At 42.7% G+C, this 23,189-nt stretch carries 22 protein-coding genes; 18 read left to right on the top strand and 4 right to left on the bottom strand.

All coding sequences use genetic code 11. The features are described 5' to 3' along the window. The first annotated feature begins 247 nt into the window (after positions 1-247). The 6 genes from ICN41_RS03295 (at position 248) to ICN41_RS03270 (ending at position 6,179) form a co-directional block, all read left to right on the top strand. The gene (locus ICN41_RS03295) at positions 248-1,591 is read left to right on the top strand and encodes a TAXI family TRAP transporter solute-binding subunit (RefSeq protein WP_216291354.1); all 1,344 of its coding nucleotides are present in this window, start codon (positions 248-250) and stop codon (positions 1,589-1,591) included. Positions 1,592-1,966: 375 nt separating this feature from the next. Continuing rightward, entirely contained in the window at positions 1,967-2,932 is a 966-nt protein-coding gene (locus ICN41_RS03290; RefSeq protein WP_216291353.1) for a tripartite tricarboxylate transporter substrate binding protein, read from the top strand. A gap of 36 nt (positions 2,933-2,968) precedes the next feature. Further along, complete coding sequence (locus tag ICN41_RS03285; RefSeq protein ID WP_216291352.1) at positions 2,969-3,988, top strand: amidohydrolase family protein; 1,020 nt, start codon at positions 2,969-2,971, stop codon at positions 3,986-3,988. Positions 3,989-4,282: 294 nt separating this feature from the next. Then, positions 4,283-5,179, top strand: coding sequence for a cation diffusion facilitator family transporter (locus ICN41_RS03280; RefSeq protein ID WP_216291351.1), 897 nt, complete (start codon positions 4,283-4,285; stop codon positions 5,177-5,179). 4 nt (positions 5,180-5,183) lie between these two features. Beyond that, the gene (locus ICN41_RS03275) at positions 5,184-5,519 is read left to right on the top strand and encodes a DUF3147 family protein (RefSeq protein ID WP_216291350.1); all 336 of its coding nucleotides are present in this window, start codon (positions 5,184-5,186) and stop codon (positions 5,517-5,519) included. 126 nt (positions 5,520-5,645) lie between these two features. Further along, a complete protein-coding gene (locus ICN41_RS03270; protein ID WP_216291349.1) occupies positions 5,646-6,179 on the top strand; it encodes a hypothetical protein in 534 nt (177 codons plus the stop codon). Here the strand turns inward: ICN41_RS03270 and ICN41_RS03265 are convergent. Further along, positions 6,176-6,574 (bottom strand): hypothetical protein, encoded by a 399-nt coding sequence (locus tag ICN41_RS03265; RefSeq protein ID WP_216291348.1) that lies wholly within the window; start codon positions 6,572-6,574, stop codon positions 6,176-6,178. The two genes, ICN41_RS03270 and ICN41_RS03265, sit on opposite strands and share 4 nt — an antisense overlap. A 158-nt stretch (positions 6,575-6,732) precedes the next feature. Between ICN41_RS03265 and ICN41_RS03260 the strand changes: the two genes are divergently transcribed. The 9 genes from ICN41_RS03260 to ICN41_RS03220 all read left to right on the top strand — a co-directional run bounded on the left by ICN41_RS03260 (position 6,733) and on the right by ICN41_RS03220 (position 17,353). Next, positions 6,733-8,484, top strand: coding sequence for an ABC transporter permease subunit (locus tag ICN41_RS03260; protein ID WP_216291347.1), 1,752 nt, complete (start codon positions 6,733-6,735; stop codon positions 8,482-8,484). 22 nt (positions 8,485-8,506) lie between these two features. Then, entirely contained in the window at positions 8,507-9,814 is a 1,308-nt protein-coding gene (locus ICN41_RS03255) for a nitrate/sulfonate/bicarbonate ABC transporter ATP-binding protein (protein WP_216291346.1), read from the top strand. Positions 9,815-9,849: 35 nt separating this feature from the next. After that, positions 9,850-10,710 carry a hypothetical protein gene (locus ICN41_RS03250; protein ID WP_216291345.1) on the top strand — a complete coding sequence of 287 codons (861 nt, stop codon included), beginning with the start codon at positions 9,850-9,852 and terminating at the stop codon, positions 10,708-10,710. A 166-nt stretch (positions 10,711-10,876) separates the two neighbouring features. Beyond that, on the top strand, positions 10,877-11,725 hold the full coding sequence (locus ICN41_RS03245; RefSeq protein ID WP_216291344.1) for a 3-hydroxybutyryl-CoA dehydrogenase: 849 nt from the start codon (positions 10,877-10,879) through the stop codon (positions 11,723-11,725). 79 nt (positions 11,726-11,804) lie between these two features. Then, positions 11,805-12,731, top strand: coding sequence for an alpha/beta fold hydrolase (locus tag ICN41_RS03240; protein WP_216291343.1), 927 nt, complete (start codon positions 11,805-11,807; stop codon positions 12,729-12,731). 263 nt (positions 12,732-12,994) lie between these two features. Then, positions 12,995-13,534, top strand: a complete 540-nt coding sequence (locus tag ICN41_RS03235; protein WP_255537858.1) for an OmpA family protein — start codon at positions 12,995-12,997, stop codon at positions 13,532-13,534. Between the two features lie 28 nt (positions 13,535-13,562). Continuing rightward, a complete protein-coding gene (locus tag ICN41_RS03230; RefSeq protein ID WP_216291342.1) occupies positions 13,563-13,961 on the top strand; it encodes a hypothetical protein in 399 nt (132 codons plus the stop codon). Between the two features lie 124 nt (positions 13,962-14,085). After that, a complete protein-coding gene (locus ICN41_RS03225; RefSeq protein WP_216291341.1) occupies positions 14,086-15,966 on the top strand; it encodes a carbon-nitrogen hydrolase family protein in 1,881 nt (626 codons plus the stop codon). A 94-nt stretch (positions 15,967-16,060) separates the two neighbouring features. Next, positions 16,061-17,353, top strand: a complete 1,293-nt coding sequence (locus ICN41_RS03220) for an alpha/beta fold hydrolase (RefSeq protein WP_216291340.1) — start codon at positions 16,061-16,063, stop codon at positions 17,351-17,353. A 173-nt stretch (positions 17,354-17,526) separates the two neighbouring features. On the opposite strand, the gene ICN41_RS03215 is transcribed toward ICN41_RS03220, so the two are convergent. Further along, entirely contained in the window at positions 17,527-19,296 is a 1,770-nt protein-coding gene (locus tag ICN41_RS03215; protein ID WP_216291339.1) for an ABC transporter transmembrane domain-containing protein, read from the bottom strand. A 386-nt stretch (positions 19,297-19,682) separates the two neighbouring features. On the opposite strand from ICN41_RS03215, the gene pufB reads away from it, so the two are divergent. The 3 genes from pufB (at position 19,683) to ICN41_RS03200 (ending at position 21,523) form a co-directional block, all read left to right on the top strand. Then, positions 19,683-19,832, top strand: a complete 150-nt coding sequence (gene pufB, locus ICN41_RS03210; protein WP_087909593.1) for a light-harvesting antenna LH1, beta subunit — start codon at positions 19,683-19,685, stop codon at positions 19,830-19,832. A 17-nt stretch (positions 19,833-19,849) separates the two neighbouring features. Continuing rightward, positions 19,850-20,050 carry a light-harvesting protein gene (locus ICN41_RS03205; protein ID WP_216291338.1) on the top strand — a complete coding sequence of 67 codons (201 nt, stop codon included), beginning with the start codon at positions 19,850-19,852 and terminating at the stop codon, positions 20,048-20,050. A gap of 84 nt (positions 20,051-20,134) precedes the next feature. Beyond that, positions 20,135-21,523 (top strand): PucC family protein, encoded by a 1,389-nt coding sequence (locus ICN41_RS03200; protein ID WP_216291337.1) that lies wholly within the window; start codon positions 20,135-20,137, stop codon positions 21,521-21,523. 181 nt (positions 21,524-21,704) lie between these two features. Here the strand turns inward: ICN41_RS03200 and ICN41_RS03195 are convergent, their stop codons facing one another. Next, the gene (locus tag ICN41_RS03195; RefSeq protein WP_216291336.1) at positions 21,705-21,905 is read right to left on the bottom strand and encodes a hypothetical protein; all 201 of its coding nucleotides are present in this window, start codon (positions 21,903-21,905) and stop codon (positions 21,705-21,707) included. A 248-nt stretch (positions 21,906-22,153) separates the two neighbouring features. Next, a complete protein-coding gene (gene hemC, locus ICN41_RS03190; RefSeq protein ID WP_216291335.1) occupies positions 22,154-23,128 on the bottom strand; it encodes a hydroxymethylbilane synthase in 975 nt (324 codons plus the stop codon). Between the last annotated feature and the right edge of the window lie 61 nt (positions 23,129-23,189).

Genomic DNA, 23,189 nt, shown 5'->3' with positions numbered 1-23,189 from the left:
AGACACAAAACGTAGCTTTTCATCCATCTTCGTACTTTCATTCCACGGCATAGAGTGGTCCCTCCTATGCCAAAAACTGTAAAGTATGTGTCCGGTATAAAGTGTTAACTATGTGTCGAGTCGTACACAACGACTTAGGGAGAAATTCCTAAGTCGTTTTTCCTTTTGGCGTCACAAAATAAGGCAGCCTTGGGGCTGGCAGAAGGGACTTAGGCCTGTTGGTGTCGCTTGTGCTAAATTTTGTTCAATGAAAACATTTGATTACTTAGGTCTAGTTCTAAAACATGAGCTTATTGCCATCAAGGAGTCTCTAATTGAGCTCCGCATGGTAGTAATTATGATCTTGCTATTGATTGGCGGAGTCATTGTTTACCTTAAGCCCTTTCCTTTTACTGGCATTACTATTGCCACCTCTTATAAGGGTGGAGATTGGTACCAATTTGGCGAGGCCGCTATTGCTCCTTTAAAGGAACATGAGATCGACGTTGTAGTGGTAGCCACTAATGGGACGATAGAGAATGCGGAAGAACTCAAGGATCCAAAAAGTAAGGTAAATGCTGGATTTGTTTATGCTGCTACGCTGTCGGAAGAGCAACAAAAAGAACTCTATTCACTTGGTAGTGTGAGTTATGACCCAGTATGGATTTTTTATAGAAATGAGCTTGCTGACAAAATTAAAACCATACAAGATTTAACGAAATATAAAGTAGCCTTAGCCCCGAAGAAAAGCGGGTCCTATATCTTGGCTAAGAAATTATTTGAGGCTAATGGCATTAACATTGAAAGCAATTCTCATTTTGTATCGAGCTCATGGGAAGATTCCCGAGAAAACTTTTTATCCGGCAATGCTGATGTCTATATTTTTGTAGCCACTATGCTCGATCCACTTGTAAAAGAATTAATCCACTCTCCCGATCTAACCTTATTTAATTTACCAAATGCCATTGCCTATCAGAAACAATTTAATTATCTAGATGCAGTCGTTATTCCTGCTGGCTCAATTGATATTGAAAAAAAATTACCTGTTCGTGATATTTCTTTAGTTGCTACTACAACCACGCTAGCTGTTCGTAAGGATCTGCATCCCGCCTTGCAACTGGCTTTATTAATGACGAGTAAGCAGGTCATACAAGATTCATCAAAATTATTTTTCTCTAAGCGCGATGAGTTCCCCGCCTATGTTGATCCTTCTATCCCACTTAGCCCTATAGCGAGGAATTTTTACAACTATGGACCTCCCAAAACTACGGAATACCTACCTTACTGGCTTGTAGTCTTTATTGATCGATTTTGGTTAGTGGTGTTGGCGGCATTTGCAGTTATTTATCCCTTGTCTAAACTTAATTTTCATCTACGAAGGTTTCGCTTCATCATTCGTGAGCGTACTCACTATGCGCTGATCTTAAATATTGAGCAGGAGATAACGGGCAAGAAGCTGTCGATCGAAGAAAAAGAAAAGTTACTTAAAAAATTAGAAATGATTAATAAACAAGCTCTTCAGCATTTTGTTCCCGTTGGTGAAGAGCCGAATTACTTTTTATTCCTGAATGCGCTGCAATTGCTGAGAAATAAGATCGAGAGAAATGGATAATCTTATTCTTCTGTTGCAGTTTGATGTTGGCTCTCATAATCCTTTGGTCCCAGGCTCAAGTCCTGGTGGGCCCGCCAGAAAAATAAACCCTTATCAGAAATGGTGGGGGTTTTGTCATTTGAGCAATACTTTATGCATCGCTGGGCATGCTAGAACTGTGTATGCGAACTCTATAGAAAAAAATGCCTTAGTTCTTCAAGGGGGATTTAAAAGTCCATTGCATAGTTTGCTTCATGGGCTATAGAATCAATAAAGTTAATTTGCCGTTAAAGCTAATGCGGCATACCCCACTATCTCAAATCAAGGATTCAATGCTGCCAAAGAGTTCACCCTGGTAGTGATAGTAGGTACTATTTCAAATAGAGGGTAATTTTTATGAAAAAAATTATATTCAGCTTCTTGCTTGTAGCCACTCTTCCTTTTGCTAGTAATTTGATGGCTCAAGATTATCCAAATAAACCAATTAAGATTTTAGTTGGGTATGCCCCTGGGGGTGCAGTTGATTTGGTTGCTAGAACTTTAGGTCAAAGCATCTCAGCCCCTCTTGGCCAGTCGATAGTGATTGAAAACAAGCCAGGAGCTGGGTCAAATATTGCCGTCAAGCAATTGATTGATAGTCCACCTGATGGGTACACCTTAATGGTTGCTGCAAATGCCTTGGCAGCAAATATGTCTTTGTATAAGCCACAACCCTTTGATATCGAAAAAGACATTACGCCAATTGCCATGATTGGCCGCGTACCTGTAGTGCTCGCAGTCTCTGCAGAAAGTAAGTACCAAAAATTATCTGATTTGATCAGCGCTGCAAAGGCGAATCCTGATGTTATTACCTATGGAACTCCTGGTAATGGCGGCGCGCCACATATGGCCATGAAACTTTTCGAGCAATCCTCCGGGATTACTTTGAAACAAATTCCCTACAAAGGTGGAGCTCCTGCGATTACAGATCTTATTGGAGGGCAGCTAGATTTGGTTGCTGTAAATATGTTGGAAATTGCACCGCATGCCAAAAGTGGCAAGCTAAAGATTGTTGCCGTTATGAGCGCAAAGCGTTCCCCAATATTTCCAGAGGTGCCCACGGTAGCGGAATCTGGCTTTCCAGGTTTTGAAGCCTCTGTGTGGTACAGCTTAATTGCACCCGCGAAGACTCCAGCATCCATTGTGAAGACACTACATGCTCAAGTTGAGAAAGCCTTACAGTCTAAAGAGATGTTGGAGCGCTTGGGTTCAATTGGTGGAGAGGTAAGTCCTGGGACTACTGCTCAAGCAGCTTCTTTTTTAAATTCGGAGCGTAGGCGTTACGAGAAACTAGTGCGTGAAGCCAATATTAAGCCAGACTAATTTTTGCTGCCATCAGCACCATAAAGGAAAGAATAGATGATCATTGATTGTCATGGCCACTACACCACTACTCCAAAAGCCTTAAAGGCTTGGCGTAGTGCCCAGATTGCTAATTTAAATACACCAGAGCTGGGTCCTAAGGTATCTGATTTAAAAATTAGTGACGATGAAATTCGAGAGTCTATTGAGAATAATCAATTAGCTAGGATGCGTGAGCGCGGAATTGATGTCACTATCTTTTCGCCTCAAGCCAGTGCTATGGCTCATCACATTGGCGATTTCAATACCTCAGCAACATGGGCAGCTCTATGCAACGAACTATGCTACCGAGTGACCCAGCTTTTCCCGAAGCACTTTGTTGGCGCTGCAATGCTACCGCAGTCACCGGGGGTAGATATTAGTACCTGTTTACCTGAAATGCGCAAATGCATTAATGAATATGATTTTGTGGGGATCAATCTCAATCCTGATCCTTCAGGAGGGCATTGGCGTGAACCGCCATTGAGCAATTCACAATGGTATTCCATTTACGAAGAAATGATCGCCTTAGATGTGCCAGCAATGATTCATGTAAGTTCAAGTTGCAATGAATGCTTTCATAGTGTTGGTGCCCATTATTTAAATGCTGACACCAGTGTATTCATGCAATGCCTGACTTCAGATTTGTTTGCACAGTTTTCTGCTTTGCGTTTCGTAATTCCGCATGGTGGCGGGGCAGTCCCTTACCACTGGGGCCGATTTAGAGGGCTTGCGAGGGATATGAATATCCCTGATATTAATCAGAAACTACTCAATAATATTTATTTTGATACTTGCGTTTATCACCAGCCAGGGATCAATCTGCTCACTGAGGTGATCCCAGTCGAGAACATTCTCTTTGCATCAGAAACTATTGGAGCAGTAAAGGGAATCGATCCTGATACTGGGTTTTACTTTGATGATACGCGTCGCTATCTTGATGCGGTTGAGACTCTTAACAATCAAGAGAAAGCGATGATTTTTGAAGACAATGCGCGCAAGGTATTCTCTCGAATTAACAATAGAATTCCAAAGTAAAAAGGAAATAGATCTGTAGCCATTTCTTTGGAAATCTGCCCTCATAATCCTTTGGTCACAGATTCAAGTCCTGGTGGGCCCACCAGCAATATCAACGACTTAGGGAGAAATTCCTAAGTCGTTTTTCCTTGTGCGCCACCGAGCATGTAAGCAAACTCTAAATATTTTCCACTGTCACCTCATGGGATATATAGGTCAGCTGTGATTGTAGAAGTCATTCAAGAAATTATGAATCAATAAAGACTCAGTAAGTTAGTGCTTATGACTGTCTTATTGATTTGATAGTATGCGCTTATGGATAAAGAAATAGAAGATCACGAGTCGCAAACGCCTGCTAAGCAAGCGGCCGCCAAGAAGAGCACTTTGGTTAGCGTTGTTGTCAATATTGGCTTAACTGTTTCACAAGTCTTTGCGGGCATTGTGTCTGGATCTCAAGGCTTGATTGCTGATGGTATTCATTCGGCAACAGACTTAGTTGCTGACTTTGTAGTGCTCTTTGCTAATCACCATAGTGCCAAAGATGCAGATGAGGATCACCAGTATGGCCATCAACGATATGAAACTGCCGCCTCTTTATTTTTAGGAATTTCATTATTGGCTGTTGGCGCTGGCATGCTCTTTAAGGCTGGCGAAAAGATTATTGATCCAGTGCCGGCGGGACAAATTCAAATCTTAGCTCTGTATGTCGCATTAGCTTCTTTGCTTGCCAAGGAGATACTGTTTAGATATATGTTGGCAGTGGCTAAGCGGGTTCGCTCCTCAATGTTGGTGGCCAATGCTTGGCATGCAAGATCTGATGCGGCTTCTTCTTTAGTGGTTTCCATTGGTATTGTTGGTGCCTTATTAGGGCACCCAATCTTTGATGCTATTGGTGCCCTAGTAGTTGGCTTAATGGTGGCAAAGATGGGGTGGAAGTTTGGCTGGGACGCTCTGCATGACTTAATGGATAGGGCGGTATCTGAAGAAGAGTATCGTCAAATTGAGGAGATTATCAAATCAATAGATGGCGTTAGAGGCTTTCATGATCTCAGAACTCGCAAGATGGGCGATATGATCTTGGTTGATGTACATATCGATGTAGATGCAAATGCCACCGTTAAACTTGGACATGACATTGCTCTTAAGGTAGTTAATCAAATTAAGAAAAAATTACCAGTCCTTAATGTGATGACCCATATTGATCCTGTTTAATAGTATGTTAATTATAGTTAAAACAATAATTGCTGCCCTAGTCATCGTAGGGGTTGGTGAAATAAGTAAGCGCAGCTCTACCCTGTCTGCATTTTTGCTGGCCTTGCCTATTGTCTCGATTGCAGCTCTTATATTGATCTATATTGAATCCAAAGATAAAGTCAAAATTGCAGATATCAGTTACGAGACATTTTGGTATGTGATTCCAAGCTTACCCATGTTTCTATTGCTGAGCTGGCTGATGAGAAACGAATATCACTTCTATTGGTCTTTATTTTTGTGTTGTGTTCTAACGGCCGCATTATTTGCTGTTACACAATATCTATTATTAAAAACGTAGTATGAGAAGCATACATATCATCCTTTTCTTGGACTGATTCACGGACTTGATTTTTTAGATCATTCAACACATCATTGGGGCGGGGTAGCAAGTAAAACTAGGAAACCAAGCCTAATCGACAATACCATGGAAAAAACTTACAACATTGATGTGAATATTCACACCCTAGATTCACTTTTTAGTGAGTTGGATCCAAACCCGTTTAGACGTAGAGATCTTGATCCTCGAGCAGTACATCATATTTTGCAGTGGGCTAGTGATGCTCCGCCACAAATCCCAATTGTTTTGATATTGCATGTGGCAAGCGATGAACCAAGTTTAGCTACCGAGTCCGATGTCGAGCAGGCGGTAGATAATTATTTCGAATATGAGGCCGAATTAATTGGGCGACAACATAATCGTAATCGGAATAGGATGCTCAAATGGCTGGGTGCAGGTATTGCCATAATGATTATTCTATTAACGATCAAATACTATAGCTTGCAAATCTGGCCTGATAGTTACTTCAGTACTGTCATTTGTGAGGCTTTTGTGATTATGGGATGGGTCTCTTTATGGGTGCCTATTGAACGTTTAGGTTATGACGGTTTATTGGTTCGTGAGCAACTTAACCTTTATCGTCGTTTGGCTATCATGAACGTACGCTTTGCTCGAGCTTAGGCCAAAATAGCCTTCAAAAAGCGTTGAATTTTCTCGTCTTCTTCGCTACGGTTGTCTACTGGAATATAGTTATTTTGTGCCTGAACAAATTCAAAAGCGTCGCGTAGATTTGCATTTTGTTGCGAAATCTGATGGAGGCAGGCTATTTGAACTTCCGAGGTATCGAGAAAGTAGAGCTGATTTAGGAGTTGGTTAACTACAAGCTTGTCTGCAATCATCTGCAAAGCATCTTTGTCTAGATCGGTTGTAAGTTCTTGGGCTCGGGTCCTGGCGTTCGTGAATAGCGCTTCAATTAGCTCATTCATTTTTGCCATATCAAACCCTGGCTTACATAGCTGAATGATTTCAATCGAGATGCTTTTCATAGGGACTTCTTGAATGTAGTTATATTGCATGGAAAATTCCTCGACAATGAGTTGGATATGACAATATTCTCTCTTTTATACCTTAACACTCCTTAGCGAAATTTACGTGACTAACCTGAGATGCAAACTAGGAGGCTATTCAAAAATGTGTCATATATAAGTCATCTTGGGTATTTATCGTTAGATAAATGACAACCGATTCCTTTAAAAATACATCCTCCACCCTGAAAGAAGCTGAAAATCTAGCAATAGCTCCCTCGGGAATTTGGGATCTAGTTCTGTTGCCCATTATTCTGCTGATCCTTCTAGTATTGGGTTTTGGTGCAGAGGAAATGGCAAAGCCATTTTTAGTGGGTACGCCTATTGAGTTGTCCTTGGATGCGGCCAACTTGCCCTATTACTTGTTGCGTACTATTTTGCGAATGTTTATTGCGCTCGCATTCTCGGTAGTATTTGCTTTTGGCTTTGCACTTCTGGCATCTCGGTCTAAGGCGGCAGAAAAGGTCTTGGTACCAATCTTGGATATTTTGCAATCAATTCCAGTATTAGGTTTCCTTTCAATTACTGTCACAGGCTTTATTGCACTATTTCCTGGAAGCCTTTTGGGGGTTGAGTGTGCGGCAATTTTTGCTATTTTTACTGCACAAGCATGGAATATGGCATTTAGTGCCTATCAAAGTTTTAAAACGATTCCAGCAGAACTAGATGAGGCATCTAGAATTTTTAAACTGTCTCCTTGGCAGCGTTTTTGGAGGCTCGACATTCCTGTATCTATGCCAGGAATGTTATGGAATATGATGATGTCGATGTCCGGAGGCTGGTTTTTTTTGGTAGCGTCTGAGGCAATTACTGTAGCAAATCAAGATATTAAATTACCTGGTATTGGATCTTATATTGCCTTGGCTATTGATCAGCGTGATTTGGGCGCAATCGGCCTAGCAATTGTGACTATGTTGATTGGCATCACGCTTTATGATCAACTTTTCTTTAGGCCTCTGGTTGCTTGGGCAGATAAATTTCGATTTGAAGAGGGTGATGGAGAAGTCACTCCCAAGTCTTGGGCTTTAAATCTCTGGCGTCGTACTGTATGGCTGCAGCAGCTAGGATTGGGAGTTATTAAACTATTTGAAAGCAGCTTTCGCTTCTTTAGAAAGCGTACTGACGGCACTGTTGCTCCCGCAAAAAACATTATTCCCTCGCATCACGTGGCCCGCGGTTGGGATGTTTTAGTAATAATTGCGGCTTGCTCAGCAGTAATCTATTTAGTTAAGTATATTCATACCGAGGTGGGATTAACGGAGGTCTTGCACATCCTATATTTAGGAGTGTTGACCTTGATACGCGTGGTTGTCTTAATTGCAATCGCCATTGTTATATGGGTTCCAATTGGGATCTGGATTGGCCTTAATCCTCGTATTGCAGAGCATTCTCAAGCAGTAGCACAATTTTTGGCTGCTTTTCCAGCAAACTTGCTTTTTCCAATTGCCGTTGTGGGTATTTTGCATTTCAAGTTAGATCCCAATATCTGGCTCTCGCCACTGATTATTTTTGGTACGCAATGGTATATCTTGTTCAACGTGATCGCGGGTGCTTCCACTATTCCGGTTGAGTTACGCTATGCAGCGGACAACTTAGGCCTTAAAGCATGGACTAAATGGCGTCGTTACTACCTGCCAGCAATTTTCCCAAGTCTGGTAACTGGGGCCCTAACCGCCACAGGGGGATCTTGGAATGCCAGCATTGTTTCTGAGTACGTCACTTGGGGTGATATCACTCTAAAGGCTGAGGGACTGGGATCTTATATCGCTGAAATGACAACAGCAGGCGATTTTCCACGTATTGCATTAGGAATTGGCGTGATGTGTATTTTTGTTATTGGTTTTAATCGCTTTATTTGGCGCCGTCTTTATTTGCTCTCAGAAAAGGGCTTGAATTTTTAACTTGTTCGGAAAGTTTGCACGAATGTCGACACCCCTTATTAAACTTCGCTCTGTTAATAAATCTTTCAAGTCAGCAGATGGTTCAGATCGAATGATTTTGGAAAACGTGGATTTCACTCTTAGAGAGGGAGAAATTGTTGCGCTATTGGGTCAATCGGGCTCAGGAAAATCAACTCTATTACGTATTATGGCCGGCCTAATTTCAGCAGATTCTGGTGAGGTTGAATATGCTGGAAAACCGATTTATGGACCGGTTAATGGGATTAGCATGGTATTTCAGTCCTTTGCATTATTTCCTTGGTTGTCGGTTCAACAAAATGTCGAGCTTGGTCTTGAGGCTCGTGGAATTGCTCCCGATGAGCGTGCCAAAAAAGCCAAACAAGCCATTGAATTGATTGGTTTAGAGGGTTTTGAAGGAGCGTTGCCAAAAGAGTTATCTGGCGGCATGCGACAACGCGTAGGTATTGCTAGAGCTATTGTTTTGGAGCCAGAGGTCCTGTTAATGGATGAGGCATTCTCTGCTCTTGATGTGATGACAGGCGAACATTTGCGTGACGATATCTTAGAGTTATGGCAATCAGGAGATTTGCCAACCAAATCACTTTTGGTTGTCTCTCATAATATTGAAGAGGCGGTCATGATGGCGGATAGGGCTTTAATTTTTTCTTCCAATCCAGGCCGCGTTCGCTTTGAGTTACCTATTGGGTTAGAGCGACCACGTGAGCCAAAAACTCCAGAGATACATCATTTAGTAGACTGCATCTATACCGAAATGGTGAACCCTCAAAGACGTTTAGCCGATGGTCAGCTAGATTATGGCTTGGCTACTGAGCGCAGTCCATACCCACATGCCAATGTTGCATCAATTGAAGGGCTTATGGAGCGCTTAATTGACCCAGAATTTTTAGGTCGTGCTGATTTGCCTAAGATTGCTGAAGCTACTGAGATGAGTGATAACGCCTTCATAAATGCGGTAGAGGATCTGGTATTGCTAGAGTTTGCTATGGTGAAAGACGGCGATTTAATTGCTACCGAGTTAGGTAGTATTTTTGGTAATGGCGACAGTGAATTAAGAAAACAAATGCTAGGTCAGCAGGCTCTGGAGACCATTCCATTTATAAGTGAGCTATATCAAGAGCTCAAGAGTGCCCCCTCTACGAAGGTCTCGTTTGACGTACTTACTAAATCATTAGGCCTGTCTTTAGATAAGCGTGACGTGAAGAAGACACTTGATCTCATTTTAGAGTGGTCCACTTACGGCGATTTGATCGACCTAGACTTCAAGGCGCGCAAAGTATTTTTGCATTCTGAAAGTCCTGTAAGAATTTAGTTGAAAAACTAGATCTTTTTAGCAATAAATTTGCCATGTCTTATCTAAAAAATCTTTCTTTCGCTTTATTAACTCTTTCTTTAATCGGTTGGGCTCAGGCATTTGAACCCTTAAATACTGATGATGCGGGAACAGTTAAGAAGGGCGGGAATCAGATTGAAATGTATTTTTACTCAATCAATAAGGTTAACCAGCCTACAGGCACAGGTCAGGACACCTCGAGCCCAGGCACAGAATTTCTGGGGTCAGGTTCTACAAATTCATTCCCCTTTACTTACACCCGAGGCATCGCTGAGAATGTTGAGATTGCATTAGGGACGCAATACAATGCGACCCCGCGTGCAAGTAATTACTCACCGCTTAGTAACTACACCCTAAATGCAAAGTGGCGTTTTTTGGGTGAAGAGGGCGATAGCTGGAATTTCGCAATAAAACCCATCCTGCAATTTCCCGATACAAAGCAACAACAAGTAGTGGGTTTTGGACAGGCGGCATTCAATTATGGTGCAACATTAATTTCCTCTTATTATTTAAATGAGTCCTTGGAGGCTCATATCAATGTAGGTTATATGCGTAGCCCCTATAACGTAAATTACTTAAACGGTGGCAGTGCCACTCCTTTAAGATTGAACATCTACTCCGCATCCATTGCACCCGTCTGGAATGTCATGGATGGTTTACGCTTTGCCCTCGATTTTGGTGTACAAACCAACCCACCTTCGACCGAACAGCAGTCCACTATGTACGGTATGGTTGCTGCAATTATTGGACTATCTGAAAGTGTGGACTTTGGTATTTCAATGATGCGTAGTGCGCAAAATACCGGGCTAGTATTGGTTGGCAATGGACCTAATTCAACGCGCTTAGATGCGGGAATTACATGGCGATTTGATTAGGTGCGGACAACGTCTAAGATAAGCACATGCATATGCCGACAATCAGGCGCACTAGCTCTGGATAGCCCTAAGCAGTGATCAAAGCCACCGCAGCGCCATTCATGATCTCCTCAGCCGTTTGTGAAATGGTTTCATCATAAAGTTAAATTAGTTAGGTCTCAAAGTCATGACAATACAATCAATCGGCGTTATCGGCGCAGGCATTATGGGCAATGGGATTGCTCAGGTATGTGCTACTCATGGTTTGGAAGTGACCATGATTGATATCAATGATGCAGCGCTTGAGCGGGGCATGGATACCATTACGCATAGTTTAGAACGTATGGTGAAAAAAGGTACGCTCTCTCAAGACAATCTCGCGCACGCAATGAAGCGAATCGCAGTGAGTACTGACTACCATAAATTAGTGAACTTAGACTTGGTGATTGAAGCAGCCACTGAAAACCAATCTTTAAAAGAAAAAATCCTACACGAGGTAGATAGCCTAGTATCAAAAGACACCATTATTGCTACTAATACGTCATCATTGTCGATTACTAAATTAGCAGCCTTCAATTCCAATCCAGAACGCTTTATTGGAATGCATTTTTTTAACCCAGTACCACTGATGAGTTTGGTTGAGGTGATCTGTGGTTTGCAAACCAGTACTACGACCCGAGAAAGCGTGATTGCATTTGCCCGTGAAATTGACAAACATCCCATTGCTGTAAAAAATGCACCAGGCTTTGTTGTGAATCGTATTTTATTGCCAATGATCAATGAAGCCTTCTTTGTATTAGGTGAAGGTATTGCCTCTCCAGAGGATATCGATGAAGGTATGAAATTGGGCTGCAATCAACCGATTGGTCCCTTAGCATTGGCTGATCTGATTGGATTAGATACTTGCTTGGCAATCATGGAAACTTACTTTAATAGCTTTAATGACTCCAAGTACCGCCCTGCGCCACTTTTAAGAGAGCTGGTGGCCGCAGGATATCTCGGTAGAAAAACCAAGCGTGGTGTGTTTAAGTACTAAGGGGAAGAAGTAAGAATATTATTTTCTAACAGTCTCATTTTAAGTCAAAAAATTATCACTTTTACCTTAGGCTAGCCCCATGTTCAAGAAGGTGCTCAAGCGAACCACGCTGTTGCTGATGGCTTTAATCGTGCTGGCTGGAATCATGTTGTGGACTCCAGACAAATCTAGGGTAGATCTTGAGAAAGCCTACGGCTCTCCAAAAAATAGCTATGCCACAGCCTTGGGGGTCAAGATACATTATCAAGATACAGGACCCGCTAAAAATCCGATACCAATCCTGTTCCTACATGGCTTTGGATCTAGCTTGCAAACTTGGGATACCTGGTCTAGGGATTTGAGTAGTGAATATCGTGTGATTTCCGTGGATCTTCCAGGCTTTGGATTAACAGGAGAGGACCCTAGTGGGATTTATACGGATCAGAGAAGTGTTGAAGTCTTAGAGGCTTTTCTGAAGGAGCTCCAGATTCCAAAAGTAGTGATGGTGGGTAATTCGATGGGGGGCAAATTTGCCTGGCAATTTGCTGCTCAATATCCAGAGCAAGTGAGTAAGCTGGTATTAATTTCACCAGACGGCTATGCAAGTCCTGGAATAGGGTATGGCAAAAAGACCGAAATACCCGCTATTGCCAATCTTTATCGCTACTTCTTTTCGAAGTCATTCTTGGTAATGAATCTAGAGCCAGCTTACGCTGACCCAAAAACTTTAAATGATGGCTTGGTAAATCGGTATTACGACTTGATGTTAGCACCGGGAGTTCGGGGCGCTATTTTGGCTCGAATGCAACAAACCGTTTTGCAGGATCCAGTGCCATCCCTTTCCAAGATTCAGGCGCCTACTTTGTTAATGTGGGGAGAGAAGGATGCTTTCATTCCAATTTCAAACTCTGAGGATTATTTAAAGGTAATGCCCAATGCCAAAAGAGTTGCTTTACCCAATATTGGTCATTTGCCCCAAGAGGAGCAAGCTAGTATTGGTCTTCAGGCGCTAAAAGAATTTTTATAAATAATGAATACATTCGCCATTTGGTTGGTTCAACTGAGCTCATAGCTAAGCTAAACGCAATTGAAATATTCTGGAGGACTAGTTATTGGATGGCACCCATCTAAATTTGTAATTGAATGATGAATAGTCCAAGGGGTAGCAAAGTTACACAAACCGGAATTCTTTGGACCTATGTTACTAGGTTTCGGCCTGGTGTTCTGATGGCTGCATCACGTATACTTGATAGCAGGTTGTATTTACTGGGTTTATTAACTGGAGAGAGAATGTTTACATTAAAGCGCGCTTCACTAATGGTAGCAATTACCTTAATGGGATTATTAACTGCTTGCGTAACGCAACAAAGTTATAACTCTCTTGAGCAGGCATATTCACAATTGCAACAAGCTTATCAGGGAGATGAGGTTGAGATTCGTCAACTACAAGGTGAACTAAAAATTACCATTAAGGACAAAATTCTATTTCCCGAAGGCGGCTTTAAATTGAATGCAAAGGCTGATCAGGTTTTAGCAAAAATGGCGCCAACTCTTTCTGGATTTCAAAATACCAAAATTGTTGTGCGAGGCTATACCGATAATGTAGGTATTGGGCCTGGATTGCGCAGCGAAGGAATTGCTACAAACTTAGATTTATCTTCTAGACGAGCAGACAATGTCGCAGATTATTTAATCCGTAAGGGCGTAGATAAGAATTTAATTTCCGCTCAAGGCATGGGTGACACTAATCCCGTTGCCTCTAATGCCACCCCAGATGGACGTGCTCAAAACCGTCGCATTGAGGTAACTTTAGTTGGTCCTGGAAATTAATTAGCACAATATAAGTTAAGGATAAAAAATGAATAATGTATTGAAGCTTGTAGCGATGGGCTGCGTAGTCATTGGGCTAGTAGCTTGTGCTGGAACCCCTGATGTTAAGACCTCCTCGGCAGACTTTGTGAAGGTAAGTAATGGCATTTTGACTAGCAGTTACGGTAAAACGATTTATACCTTTGATAAAGATCAAGCAAATTCCGGTAAATCAGAGTGCGTTCTCACTTGCGCCGATAACTGGCCACCAGTCTATGTTGAACCAGGCATTAAGCTATCTGGTGACTTCTCTTTAATTAGTCGTAACGATGGACAAAAGCAGCTTACCTATAAAGGAAAGCCCCTTTATTTCTTCGTGAAGGACAAAAACCCAGGCGATAAGACTGGTGATAATGTCAATAAAGTCTGGCATGTTGTAACGCCTTAATTAGAAGTTGTGGAAATGAAAATACCAACCTTTGGGTTGGTATTTTTTTTGCCACTATCCAGCATTAAATCTCATGTAATGGCTATCTGATATAGTTTTTGTATTGAATCAAACTGCCGAGTCCATGAAAAAAATTACCATCTTTCTCTTTGCTTTCTTCGCTTTATCTCCTGTCATTTCTCATGCTGCAGTAATTAAAGTTGCCGCTGTTGAATTTAATCCCGCTGAGCAGAATGTGCAGGCTAATATTGATGGGATAGCAGCTAAAGTCACTACGGCTTCTCAGAATGGGGCTAAGTTGATTGTTCTGCCAGAGGTTGCTGTGACGGGTTGGATTATCACTAGCAAAAAGGACTCAGATACGATTCCTGGCAAAGCGACTACAGCCATGGAAAAGATCACAAAAAAATATAACAATTACGTTGTGATTGGTTTATATGAGAACGATCCTGTAACTGGGCTAACGCACAATGCAGCCGCCCTGATCGGACCCAAAGGATATATTGGTAAGTACCGTAAAAATCAATTGCCACCCGGTGACTTTAGTACTGCTACGCCAGGTAATTTAGGTTTTCCAGTGTTTGATACCGATATTGGTCGGATAGGCATGCTCATTTGTTTTGATGACAGTCGTCTGCAATCCTTATTGGTTCCCAGTTTGCGTGGGATAGATATTCTGGCAATGCCAATTGGTTCTGACACTACGCCTAAGTTTGAAAAAATGAGTAATGGCAATCACTCAACCATTGCAAACATAGCAACCTTATCCCCTTGGATTGGCATCAATACGGTTGCCACAAATCAAGCGGGCTTAGTGAAAATGCCCCAAATCAAATTTGTTGATCAATTTACTGGTGGATCCTCTATTTGGGATAGTAGTGGAAAACAACTTACTAGCTCTAAGGCGGGCACATGGACAAAGCCTGAGGAGCCCACAATCATTTATGCCACTATAGACACTAAGAAGAAAAGTGTGCAAAAAGAATTTTGGCTTAAGCATCGTCGCCCAGAGCTATATGGCATCTATAACCTATACAAAGCACCCGTTGATCCGGTAACCAACAATACTCAGAATCAAATTGGAGCTCTTTTAATTCAATATGATCCAGTGAATGGTGATGTAGATGCGAATGCTAAAAAAGTAGAAGGCTTGATTAAGGCCAATCCGAATGGTTTTAATCTGGCGGTATTGCCGTTCAATTCATTTTTAGGCAAGGTGGCTCTAGATAAAATCAATATCGCTAAGTATGCTGAGAGTCTTGATGGTAAAAGCGCAACATTAGCATCCAACCTGGCAAAAAATTATAAAACCTATCTTTTATTCTCTATGCCTGAGGCAAAAGATGGCAAGTATTATGAAACTGCAGTCCTGTTTGATTTCAATGGTAAGCAAGCTGGGATTTATCGCAAGTCGCATTTAAATGATCGTGAGCAGCAGTGGGCTACGCCCGGCAATGATCTTCCTGTGTTTAGTACTAATGACTTGGGTCGAGTCGCAGTCATGCTTAATGATGAAGTGCGTATTCCTGAGCTAACTGAAGTTTATGCATTAAAAAGAGCAGACCTCATCTTGATTCCAGCAATGTATGACGGTAAAGCCTATGGTGGTGAAGTCAATATACCTAAAGGCTTAGTCCCAGCAGCCAGCAATCGAGGGATGTATATGTGGTTTGATATTGCAAAGTATTCTCAAGCATTTACGCTTGTTGCTAACTATCTTCCAAAAGAATCCAACGGCTTTAATGCGAGTGCCTTGTATTCCTTAGTACCAGAAGAGGGCTTTTATCCCCCTAATATCGCTCCCAATAAAGAGATTGCACATCAAGTGCTCTTTACAACAAATCTGCAGAAAAACTTATGGATAGATCAACAGAAGCTAGTAGTAGGTAGACGTTATGATCTGGCTGCACCCTTGGCCTTGGATCCTCAAAGTGCTTGTTTTAAGGAATGGCAAAAAGATTCGACCAATAAAGAGGTATGCCCTAAAGCTGTGAGTGGGAAATAGATTCGAGAATGAGGCTGCAAAAAAATTTATATTCTTTACAAAATATTGCGTAGAGATGATTACCTTTTTAACTGTTATATATATAAATAAAGTTATGAAAAAACTATTCTCATTTTTGATTCTTGGAGTTAGTTCAATTGCTCTATCCACTTCTGTTTATGCTGATCCGCCAATGCAGCCCTTCTACGCTGCAGTGATCAAAATGAGTCCTGAAGGTAAGTTAGGCCAAGTCATTAAGCAGGAAAAGATAGCGACCTCATTAAAGGGCGCGCAGGCCTGGAGAATTGCTTATATTTCTTCTGACATTGCCGGACGCAAAACAATCTCAACTGGTTTGGTAATTGCACCTTTAGGCCCAGCCCCAGCGGGTGGACGCCCAGTAATGACGTGGGCACATGGCACAACTGGATCTGCCCAAAACTGCGGACCTTCTCAAGTTATTGACCCTGCAGTTCCTTTGAACGAGTATTTTTTAGTGGGCGGAAATTCGTGGACTGATTACGGAATCCCTGCTGTAGAAGAGTTTCTCAAAGAGGGCTATGTTCTTGTTGCAACCGATTATCAAGGTCTAGGTGGTGGCGGCAGACATCAATATAGTGTTGCCGCAACAAATGCTATGGACACAATCAACGCTGCTCGTGCTGTAACTTCAATGAAGGAGACTGGAGCTAATAAGAAAACGATAGTTTACGGATGGTCTCAGGGTGGCGGCGCTGTAATTGCATTGGCAGGCATGCCCGAATACATCCAACAAACTGGCACAGTATCTGATAATCCTGACATTGTTGGTTTCGTAGCATTAGCACCGCAAGATATTTCCATTCTTGCACCAGCCGGCAAGCTTGATCAAGCTACTGCTGATAAATATTTTCAAGACTCACAAAAGATGTTTTTGGATAGCGTTTTTAATTTCACTCATGCAACGATGTTCTACTGGGGTACTCAGGCAGCCTTTCCAAATCTCAAGCTTTCGGATATTTTTACCGATGAAGGTGTAAAAGTTGCCAATGAGATTTATAGCAATAAATGTATGCATACAGCTAGCGACACATTTAACTTTAACTACGGTTCAAGCTACGCAAGCTTATTGAAACAGAAGCCAACCAATACTGTTGCCTGGGCCCAGGCAATGTTAAAAGGCGGCGTGCCTGTAGTAAAGCCGATGGCTCCAGTGCAGATTTACTTTGGTTCTAAAGATACTGCTGTTCCACCCATGATGCATAAGCTATATCAAGAGCAAGCATGCAAATTGGGTGGCAATGTTGGAAGAATGCAGTTACCAGGCGAGCAATCTCACTTTACAACTCCTGGATCATCTAAGCCGTTCTATTTATCTTGGGTGAAAGATCGTATTGTTGGAAAGTCCTTGGCCAATGCTTGCCCATAACCTTTGAGCTTACTGTCTTCTGGTTTATGCCATTCATCAGCAACAAAGGCTTTGCCATCGAGTGCACTCATCGCACTAGTAATCCGATCTTGAAGACCCCAAAAGTAATCTTTGAGGGCTGCGATATTGATGGGGGCTTGGGGGGTGTGGGGGGGGTGTGGGGAACTTTTAGATCAGGCATCAGTAAATTGTAATTTAGCTAAGTGTGAGTAAAGTCCTTCGTTATTGACAAGGCTGGCATGATCGCCAATCTCAACAATGCGACCATTTTCGATAACGACAATTCTGTCTGCCTTCTTAACGGTGGCAAGTCGGTGCGCAATCACGATAGTAGTTCTGCCTTTCATGGCCACTTCAAGGGCTTGCTGCACCAATCTCTCTGACTCTGCATCCAATGAACTGGTCGCTTCATCTAATAAGAGTATTGGCGGATCCTTCAGTAAAGCCCTTGCAATAGCGATGCGTTGTTTTTGACCTCCAGATAAGCGAACACCACGATCGCCTAAATAAGTCTGGTATCCATCTGGCAGTCTGGTAATAAATTCATCAACTGATGCGAGCTTAGATGCTTGTATGACTTCTTCATCACTTGCATGCTCTTTACCATACCGAATATTTTCTAGTGCATTTTCAGAGAAGATGCTGATTTCTTGCGGCACTACTCCAATCAGTTGCCTTAAGTCCGCCAATTGAAATTGCTTGATATCGACCCCATCAAAGGAGATGCTTCCAGATTGCGGGTCATAAAAACGCTGAATTAATTTAAACAAGCTTGTCTTGCCCGAGCCAGATGGCCCCACAATTGCGATTTTTTCACCAGCCTTAATGTGTAAGCTCACATCAGTGAGAACATTGCTTGGGATAGATGGGTAATGAAAATTGATGTCTTGGATATCAATGCTAATCGCCTGATTCATGGCTCGATCAGAAATGAATGGCTCTTTGGGGTTTTGTACTTGTGATCTAAAGCTCAGCAGCTCTAGGAGTCGCTCACTTGCACCAATAGCTCTTTGAACATCGCCGAGCACTTCAGATAGAGCGGCAATTGCTCCTGCGACGATCACTGCATATAAAAAGAATTGAGTTAACTGGCCGCCAGACATTTCTTTATTGCTGACTGCATACGCCCCGAGCCATAGCACGGCAATAATGCTGGTAAAGCCTAAAAGAATGGCTACAAAGGTGAGTCTGCCCCTTGCCGCACTTCGATTAATGGAAGCAATGAATGAGGTCTCGATAGACTGATTAAATATCTTGATCTCTTTCTGTTCATTTGCGAAAGATTGGACAGTCAGAATGGCATTGATTTTTTCTCCTGCGATCGCAGATGCAAGCGCAATCTTATCTTGAGAATTTCTGGAGAGCAGCCGAACTTTTTTCCCCATCAGCATGATAGGGAGCACGGTTAATAAGAGCGTAGCAAGAATGATTAAGCTTAATTTAATGCTGGTAATGAACATCATCGTCATGCCGCCAACCAGCAGGAATAGATTCCGGACTGCCATTGACACACTTGTGCCTACCAGAATTTGTACTATGGAAGTGTCATTGTTAATGCGTGAAAGCAGTTCCCCACTCTGCTTGGTTTCAAAGAACTCAGGGCTTTGCACAATGATGTGTGAGTAGACCGCTTTGCGGATATCGCTCGTTACTCTCTCGCCAAGCCAAGAAACAATGTAGTAACGCAATGCGCTTGCAAAGGCCAAAACAAATGCAGCCAAGAATAGATTGATGAAGGTGATATTAATCTGCGCATGACTAATGTCACTAAATCCTAAATCAACAATCTTTCGAAAACACAGGGGTACTACTAGAGTTGCTGAGGCAGCCAGAACTAGGCTGATCGCCGCTACAAGTAGTTGCTTTTTATAGGGCTTTAAAAATGGCAGGAATGACTTTACAGACTTTAACTTTTTAGAGTTTTGAATTTCTTTATCAGTCATAGGAAATGGTCTTGCTTGTCTCTCAATATTTCTTCGATTATCGATCCTAGACATTGAATCAAGGCATACCGATTTTTGGTGATTCGATTGCCAGTTCTGCGCGCCGATTGTTGCCTAAAGTACTATGGAATTTATATAAGGGTAAATACTAGTTATATAGATTTTTAAACAACATTATTAAATTTATAGAAAATTAATTACAAATATAAGTTATTGAAAATAAACAATTAAATTTCATATTAAGGTATTTAATGTATATTGCCCTTGACAATTGTAAGTGTATTTAATAGATTACATAGGTAGTTTTGGGAATCAGTGACTTTGGTCACTACCCTGCGTGCGGGGTTGCACGTTTAGTTAGTCTTTTCTATAGGGAGACGCCAACTATGTCAGATGGAAAAATGAGCCTTACCGGGCTGACAGAGGAACAATCAGAGGAATTGCATCGCAATCTGATTCAAGGGACCCAGTTTTTTGGGATGATCGCAGCGCTAGCACATTTGCTTGCTTATATTTATTCGCCTTGGCTTAAATAAGGGAAGGGGAGATTAATATGATTTACGGAAAAATGTGGACAGTAGTTCGACCTACTGTTGGGATTCCGCTCATTATTGGAGCGGTAGCAGTTGGATCTTTTAGTGTGCATTACGCAATCCTGAGCCATACAACTTGGGTGAGTGCTTTCTTGGAGGGTGGCGCTAAGACAGCATCAGCACCAGCTCCGGCAGTACCGACGGCACCAGTTAAGAAGTAAGGAATTGAATGTCCCACTAAAGGCTGGTTTCGTACCAGCCTTTTTCATTTCCATGGGCATATTCATTGGGCTAGAATTTACAAGATGAATCGAGTAACTAAAAAACTCATGCAGTCCTGGGCAAATCTGGGACCTCGATATCTTCCTTTTGCAGACGCAGCGTCTGATCACTTACCTCTATCTCGATTATTAAGACTGTCTCTTTTTCAAGTCTCTGCGGGGATGGCTTTGGTTTTGTTAGTAGGCACTTTAAATCGCGTGATGATTGTTGAGCTGCATGTGCCAGCTTCTATTGTGTCGGTGATGATTTCTTTACCAATTATTTTTGCGCCTTTTCGAGCGCTGATTGGTTTTCGTTCGGATAACCACAAATCTGCCTTAGGTTGGCGAAGAGTTCCCTACATCTGGAAGGGGGCCTTAGTTCAGTTTGGCGGCTTGTCCATCATGCCCTTTGCATTGCTGGTTTTATCTGGTGCCGGGCAGTCTCAACAAGCGCCAGTTTGGGTTGGCTGGGTCGCATCTGGCCTGGCATTTTTATTGGTTGGAGCTGGCATACACATTACCCAGACAGTGGGCCTCGCTTTGGCTACAGATCTCGCTCCTGAAGCAGATCAGCCTAAAGTAGTTGGACTGATGTATGTCATGCAACTGATGGGCATGATTGTCAGTGCCTTGCTATTTGGTTGGGCTCTGCAAGAATTCAGTCCTGGAAAATTAATTCAAGTTATCCAAGCTTCTGCAGTTGTCACGATCGTGCTGAATGTCATTTCATTATGGAAACAAGAGCCCAGAATACAAGTGGCAAAACCACGTCATCAGGAGCCCTCATTCATAGAGTCTTGGCAGATGTTTGCGCGAGGCGGTAACGCCATGAGAAGGTTGCTTGTAGTTGGCTTTGGAACCATGGCATTTAGCATGAATGAAGTTTTGCTAGAGCCTTATGGAGGTCAAATCTTAAATATGAGTGTTAGCGAGACTACGATGCTCACAGCAATCTTAGCGGTGGGCGGGCTCATTGGCTTTAGCTGGGCCTCTCGTGTATTGAGTAAAGGTACAGATCCTTTTTACATGGCTAGCATTGGTGCCCTGGTAGGGATTCCCGCTTTTATTTTGATTGTCCTCTCCGCTCCATTGGCTTTAAAGACATTATTTTTATTGGGAACTTTTTTAATTGGTTTTGGCGCAGGCTTATTTAGTCATGGAACTCTAACTGCAACGATGCAATTGGCGCCAGCCAATCAAAGGGGGCTTGCTTTAGGAGCTTGGGGTGCAGTGCAAGCAACCGCAGCTGGAATTGCGATTGGTTTGGGCGGGGTCATGAGAGACATTGTTGTTGCCATAGGGGCTGCAAATTGGCTTCCTGAGGGGCTTATTACTGCAACGACTGGCTACTCTTTCGTCTATTTCTTGGAAATTGGCTTGTTGATTGCTACAATTTTCGCAATGACAACGCTTTTATCCAAGAAGAAATAAAATTTGAATTGGTAGGTTGATCGTTTTAATTTAGGGAGATAAATATGAATCTAACCGGAATTTTAGTAGTCGCTTTTGTAGTCGTTTGCCTGATCACGATTGGGAAAATGGCAAAAAACCTGACTAGCAAATATAAATAAAAAGAGGTACTTCTAACGCCCCTTATTTCAATACGGGGCGTTTATCGTGGGCCAAAGATTTTGAGCACCACGTATTCCATCATGAAGTTGCAAATGAGTGCGCTTACTAAGCCTGTTAGTACAGCAAGACCAACCCCACTGATTTCGTGACCAAACTTGAAGCCGAAGCCAAACCCTAAGATGCTAGCAAAGCAGTAAGGGATGAATCGCCAAATAGAATATTTCTTTTTGGTATTACTCATACCGTTTGAAATTATTTAGACGAACCCAATTTTTTAAAGTCTTTGCACAAGTTGGACGAAATTGCCATTAGGAAGTAGCCAATCAGACCAATAGTAAAGAGCACATATCCCTGATCCCGAATTGCTAGGATGAGTCCGAACAGCATGAGGAAGAGAAAAGCTAGACTAAGAATTGTTTTGGTGAACATGACTACCTCTCAAGATTGTGATGGATGAAAATGAAAATATCAGATTTAATCTGGCTATTTTTACACAGGCTTAGGTATCAACTCCGCCGCCCCTTGGGCCAGCAGATCTTGGGCTACCGCCAATCCTAGGGCTTCTGCATCAGCTACTGAGGCTACTGCCCCACTGCCTTTAGCTAGGCAGATGTTTTGACCATCGGTACTGGCGACAAAAGAGCGGATCTGCATCTGGTTTTGATCCCAAGTGGCATACGCTGCTAGGGGCACCTCACAAGAGCCACCTAATTGCCGAGAGACCATGCGCTCTGCTGATACGGCGTACAAGGTCGGTAAATCTAAGAGTGGCGCAAGCCACTCTTTAATATGCGGATGACTAGTGAGGGTCTCAATGCCTAGGGCGCCTTGACCTGCTGCTGGGGTGTAGGGATCGTAAGGCAGGCAAGCGCGGATGCGGGACTCTAGGCCTAAGCGCTTGAGACCAGCAGCGGCCAAAATAATGGCTTGATACTCACCGCGATCTAATTTACCCATGCGGGTATCTAAATTACCGCGTAGTGGCTCAATCACCAGATGGGGGAACTTAGCGCGCAATACGGACTCTCGTCGTAAGCTCGAAGTTCCCACAATCGCGCCAGCAGGTAGCTCCTCTAAGCTAGCGTAATCATTAGAGACAAAGGCATCTCTGGCATCTTCTCTGGCCATCACGCAAGACAGATCAAAACCCTCTGGCATCACCATTGGGACATCTTTTAAGGAGTGCACTGCCAGATCAGCCCGGCCATCTTCTAGGGCAGTCTCTAACTCTTTGACAAATAGGCCTTTGCCACCGACTTTAGACAGGGCTTTATCCAAAATCTGGTCCCCTCTGGTGGTCATGCCCAAAATCTGGACATCACAGTCTGGGTAGCACTTTTTAAGGCAATCTTGGACATAGTGCGCCTGCCATAGGGCTAGGCGACTTTCTCGGGAGGCAATGACCAGGCGCTTGGGGGCTGCCAAGGCAGAGGCAGAAGAGGAGGAATTTAGGGTTTGGGACATAAGGCTAATTCAATGCCACTCATTTTTTCAGAAACTAGAGGATATTCCTAATCATCAAATG

Origin of the sequence: Polynucleobacter sp. 15G-AUS-farblos, from assembly GCF_018882445.1 — a bacterium.
Classification (GTDB): Bacteria; Pseudomonadota; Gammaproteobacteria; order Burkholderiales; family Burkholderiaceae; genus Polynucleobacter.
This window is presented reverse-complemented; position numbering and strand designations above follow the sequence as displayed.

Coding starts and splice junctions, on each gene's coding strand:
- ICN41_RS03215 (WP_216291339.1), bottom strand. CDS start 19,296: ATGACTGATAAAGAAATTCAAAACTCTAAAAAGTTAAAGTCTGTAAAG.
- ICN41_RS03240 (WP_216291343.1), top strand. CDS start 11,805: ATGTTCAAGAAGGTGCTCAAGCGAACCACGCTGTTGCTGATGGCTTTA.
- ICN41_RS03250 (WP_216291345.1), top strand. CDS start 9,850: ATGTCTTATCTAAAAAATCTTTCTTTCGCTTTATTAACTCTTTCTTTA.
- ICN41_RS03295 (WP_216291354.1), top strand. CDS start 248: ATGAAAACATTTGATTACTTAGGTCTAGTTCTAAAACATGAGCTTATT.
- ICN41_RS03225 (WP_216291341.1), top strand. CDS start 14,086: ATGAAAAAAATTACCATCTTTCTCTTTGCTTTCTTCGCTTTATCTCCT.
- ICN41_RS03205 (WP_216291338.1), top strand. CDS start 19,850: ATGATTTACGGAAAAATGTGGACAGTAGTTCGACCTACTGTTGGGATT.
- ICN41_RS03255 (WP_216291346.1), top strand. CDS start 8,507: ATGTCGACACCCCTTATTAAACTTCGCTCTGTTAATAAATCTTTCAAG.
- pufB (WP_087909593.1), top strand. CDS start 19,683: ATGTCAGATGGAAAAATGAGCCTTACCGGGCTGACAGAGGAACAATCA.
- ICN41_RS03290 (WP_216291353.1), top strand. CDS start 1,967: ATGAAAAAAATTATATTCAGCTTCTTGCTTGTAGCCACTCTTCCTTTT.
- ICN41_RS03275 (WP_216291350.1), top strand. CDS start 5,184: ATGTTAATTATAGTTAAAACAATAATTGCTGCCCTAGTCATCGTAGGG.
- ICN41_RS03260 (WP_216291347.1), top strand. CDS start 6,733: ATGACAACCGATTCCTTTAAAAATACATCCTCCACCCTGAAAGAAGCT.
- ICN41_RS03200 (WP_216291337.1), top strand. CDS start 20,135: ATGAATCGAGTAACTAAAAAACTCATGCAGTCCTGGGCAAATCTGGGA.
- ICN41_RS03270 (WP_216291349.1), top strand. CDS start 5,646: ATGGAAAAAACTTACAACATTGATGTGAATATTCACACCCTAGATTCA.
- ICN41_RS03245 (WP_216291344.1), top strand. CDS start 10,877: ATGACAATACAATCAATCGGCGTTATCGGCGCAGGCATTATGGGCAAT.
- ICN41_RS03280 (WP_216291351.1), top strand. CDS start 4,283: ATGGATAAAGAAATAGAAGATCACGAGTCGCAAACGCCTGCTAAGCAA.
- ICN41_RS03265 (WP_216291348.1), bottom strand. CDS start 6,574: ATGCAATATAACTACATTCAAGAAGTCCCTATGAAAAGCATCTCGATT.
- hemC (WP_216291335.1), bottom strand. CDS start 23,128: ATGTCCCAAACCCTAAATTCCTCCTCTTCTGCCTCTGCCTTGGCAGCC.
- ICN41_RS03195 (WP_216291336.1), bottom strand. CDS start 21,905: ATGAGTAATACCAAAAAGAAATATTCTATTTGGCGATTCATCCCTTAC.
- ICN41_RS03285 (WP_216291352.1), top strand. CDS start 2,969: ATGATCATTGATTGTCATGGCCACTACACCACTACTCCAAAAGCCTTA.
- ICN41_RS03230 (WP_216291342.1), top strand. CDS start 13,563: ATGAATAATGTATTGAAGCTTGTAGCGATGGGCTGCGTAGTCATTGGG.
- ICN41_RS03235 (WP_255537858.1), top strand. CDS start 12,995: ATGTTTACATTAAAGCGCGCTTCACTAATGGTAGCAATTACCTTAATG.
- ICN41_RS03220 (WP_216291340.1), top strand. CDS start 16,061: ATGAAAAAACTATTCTCATTTTTGATTCTTGGAGTTAGTTCAATTGCT.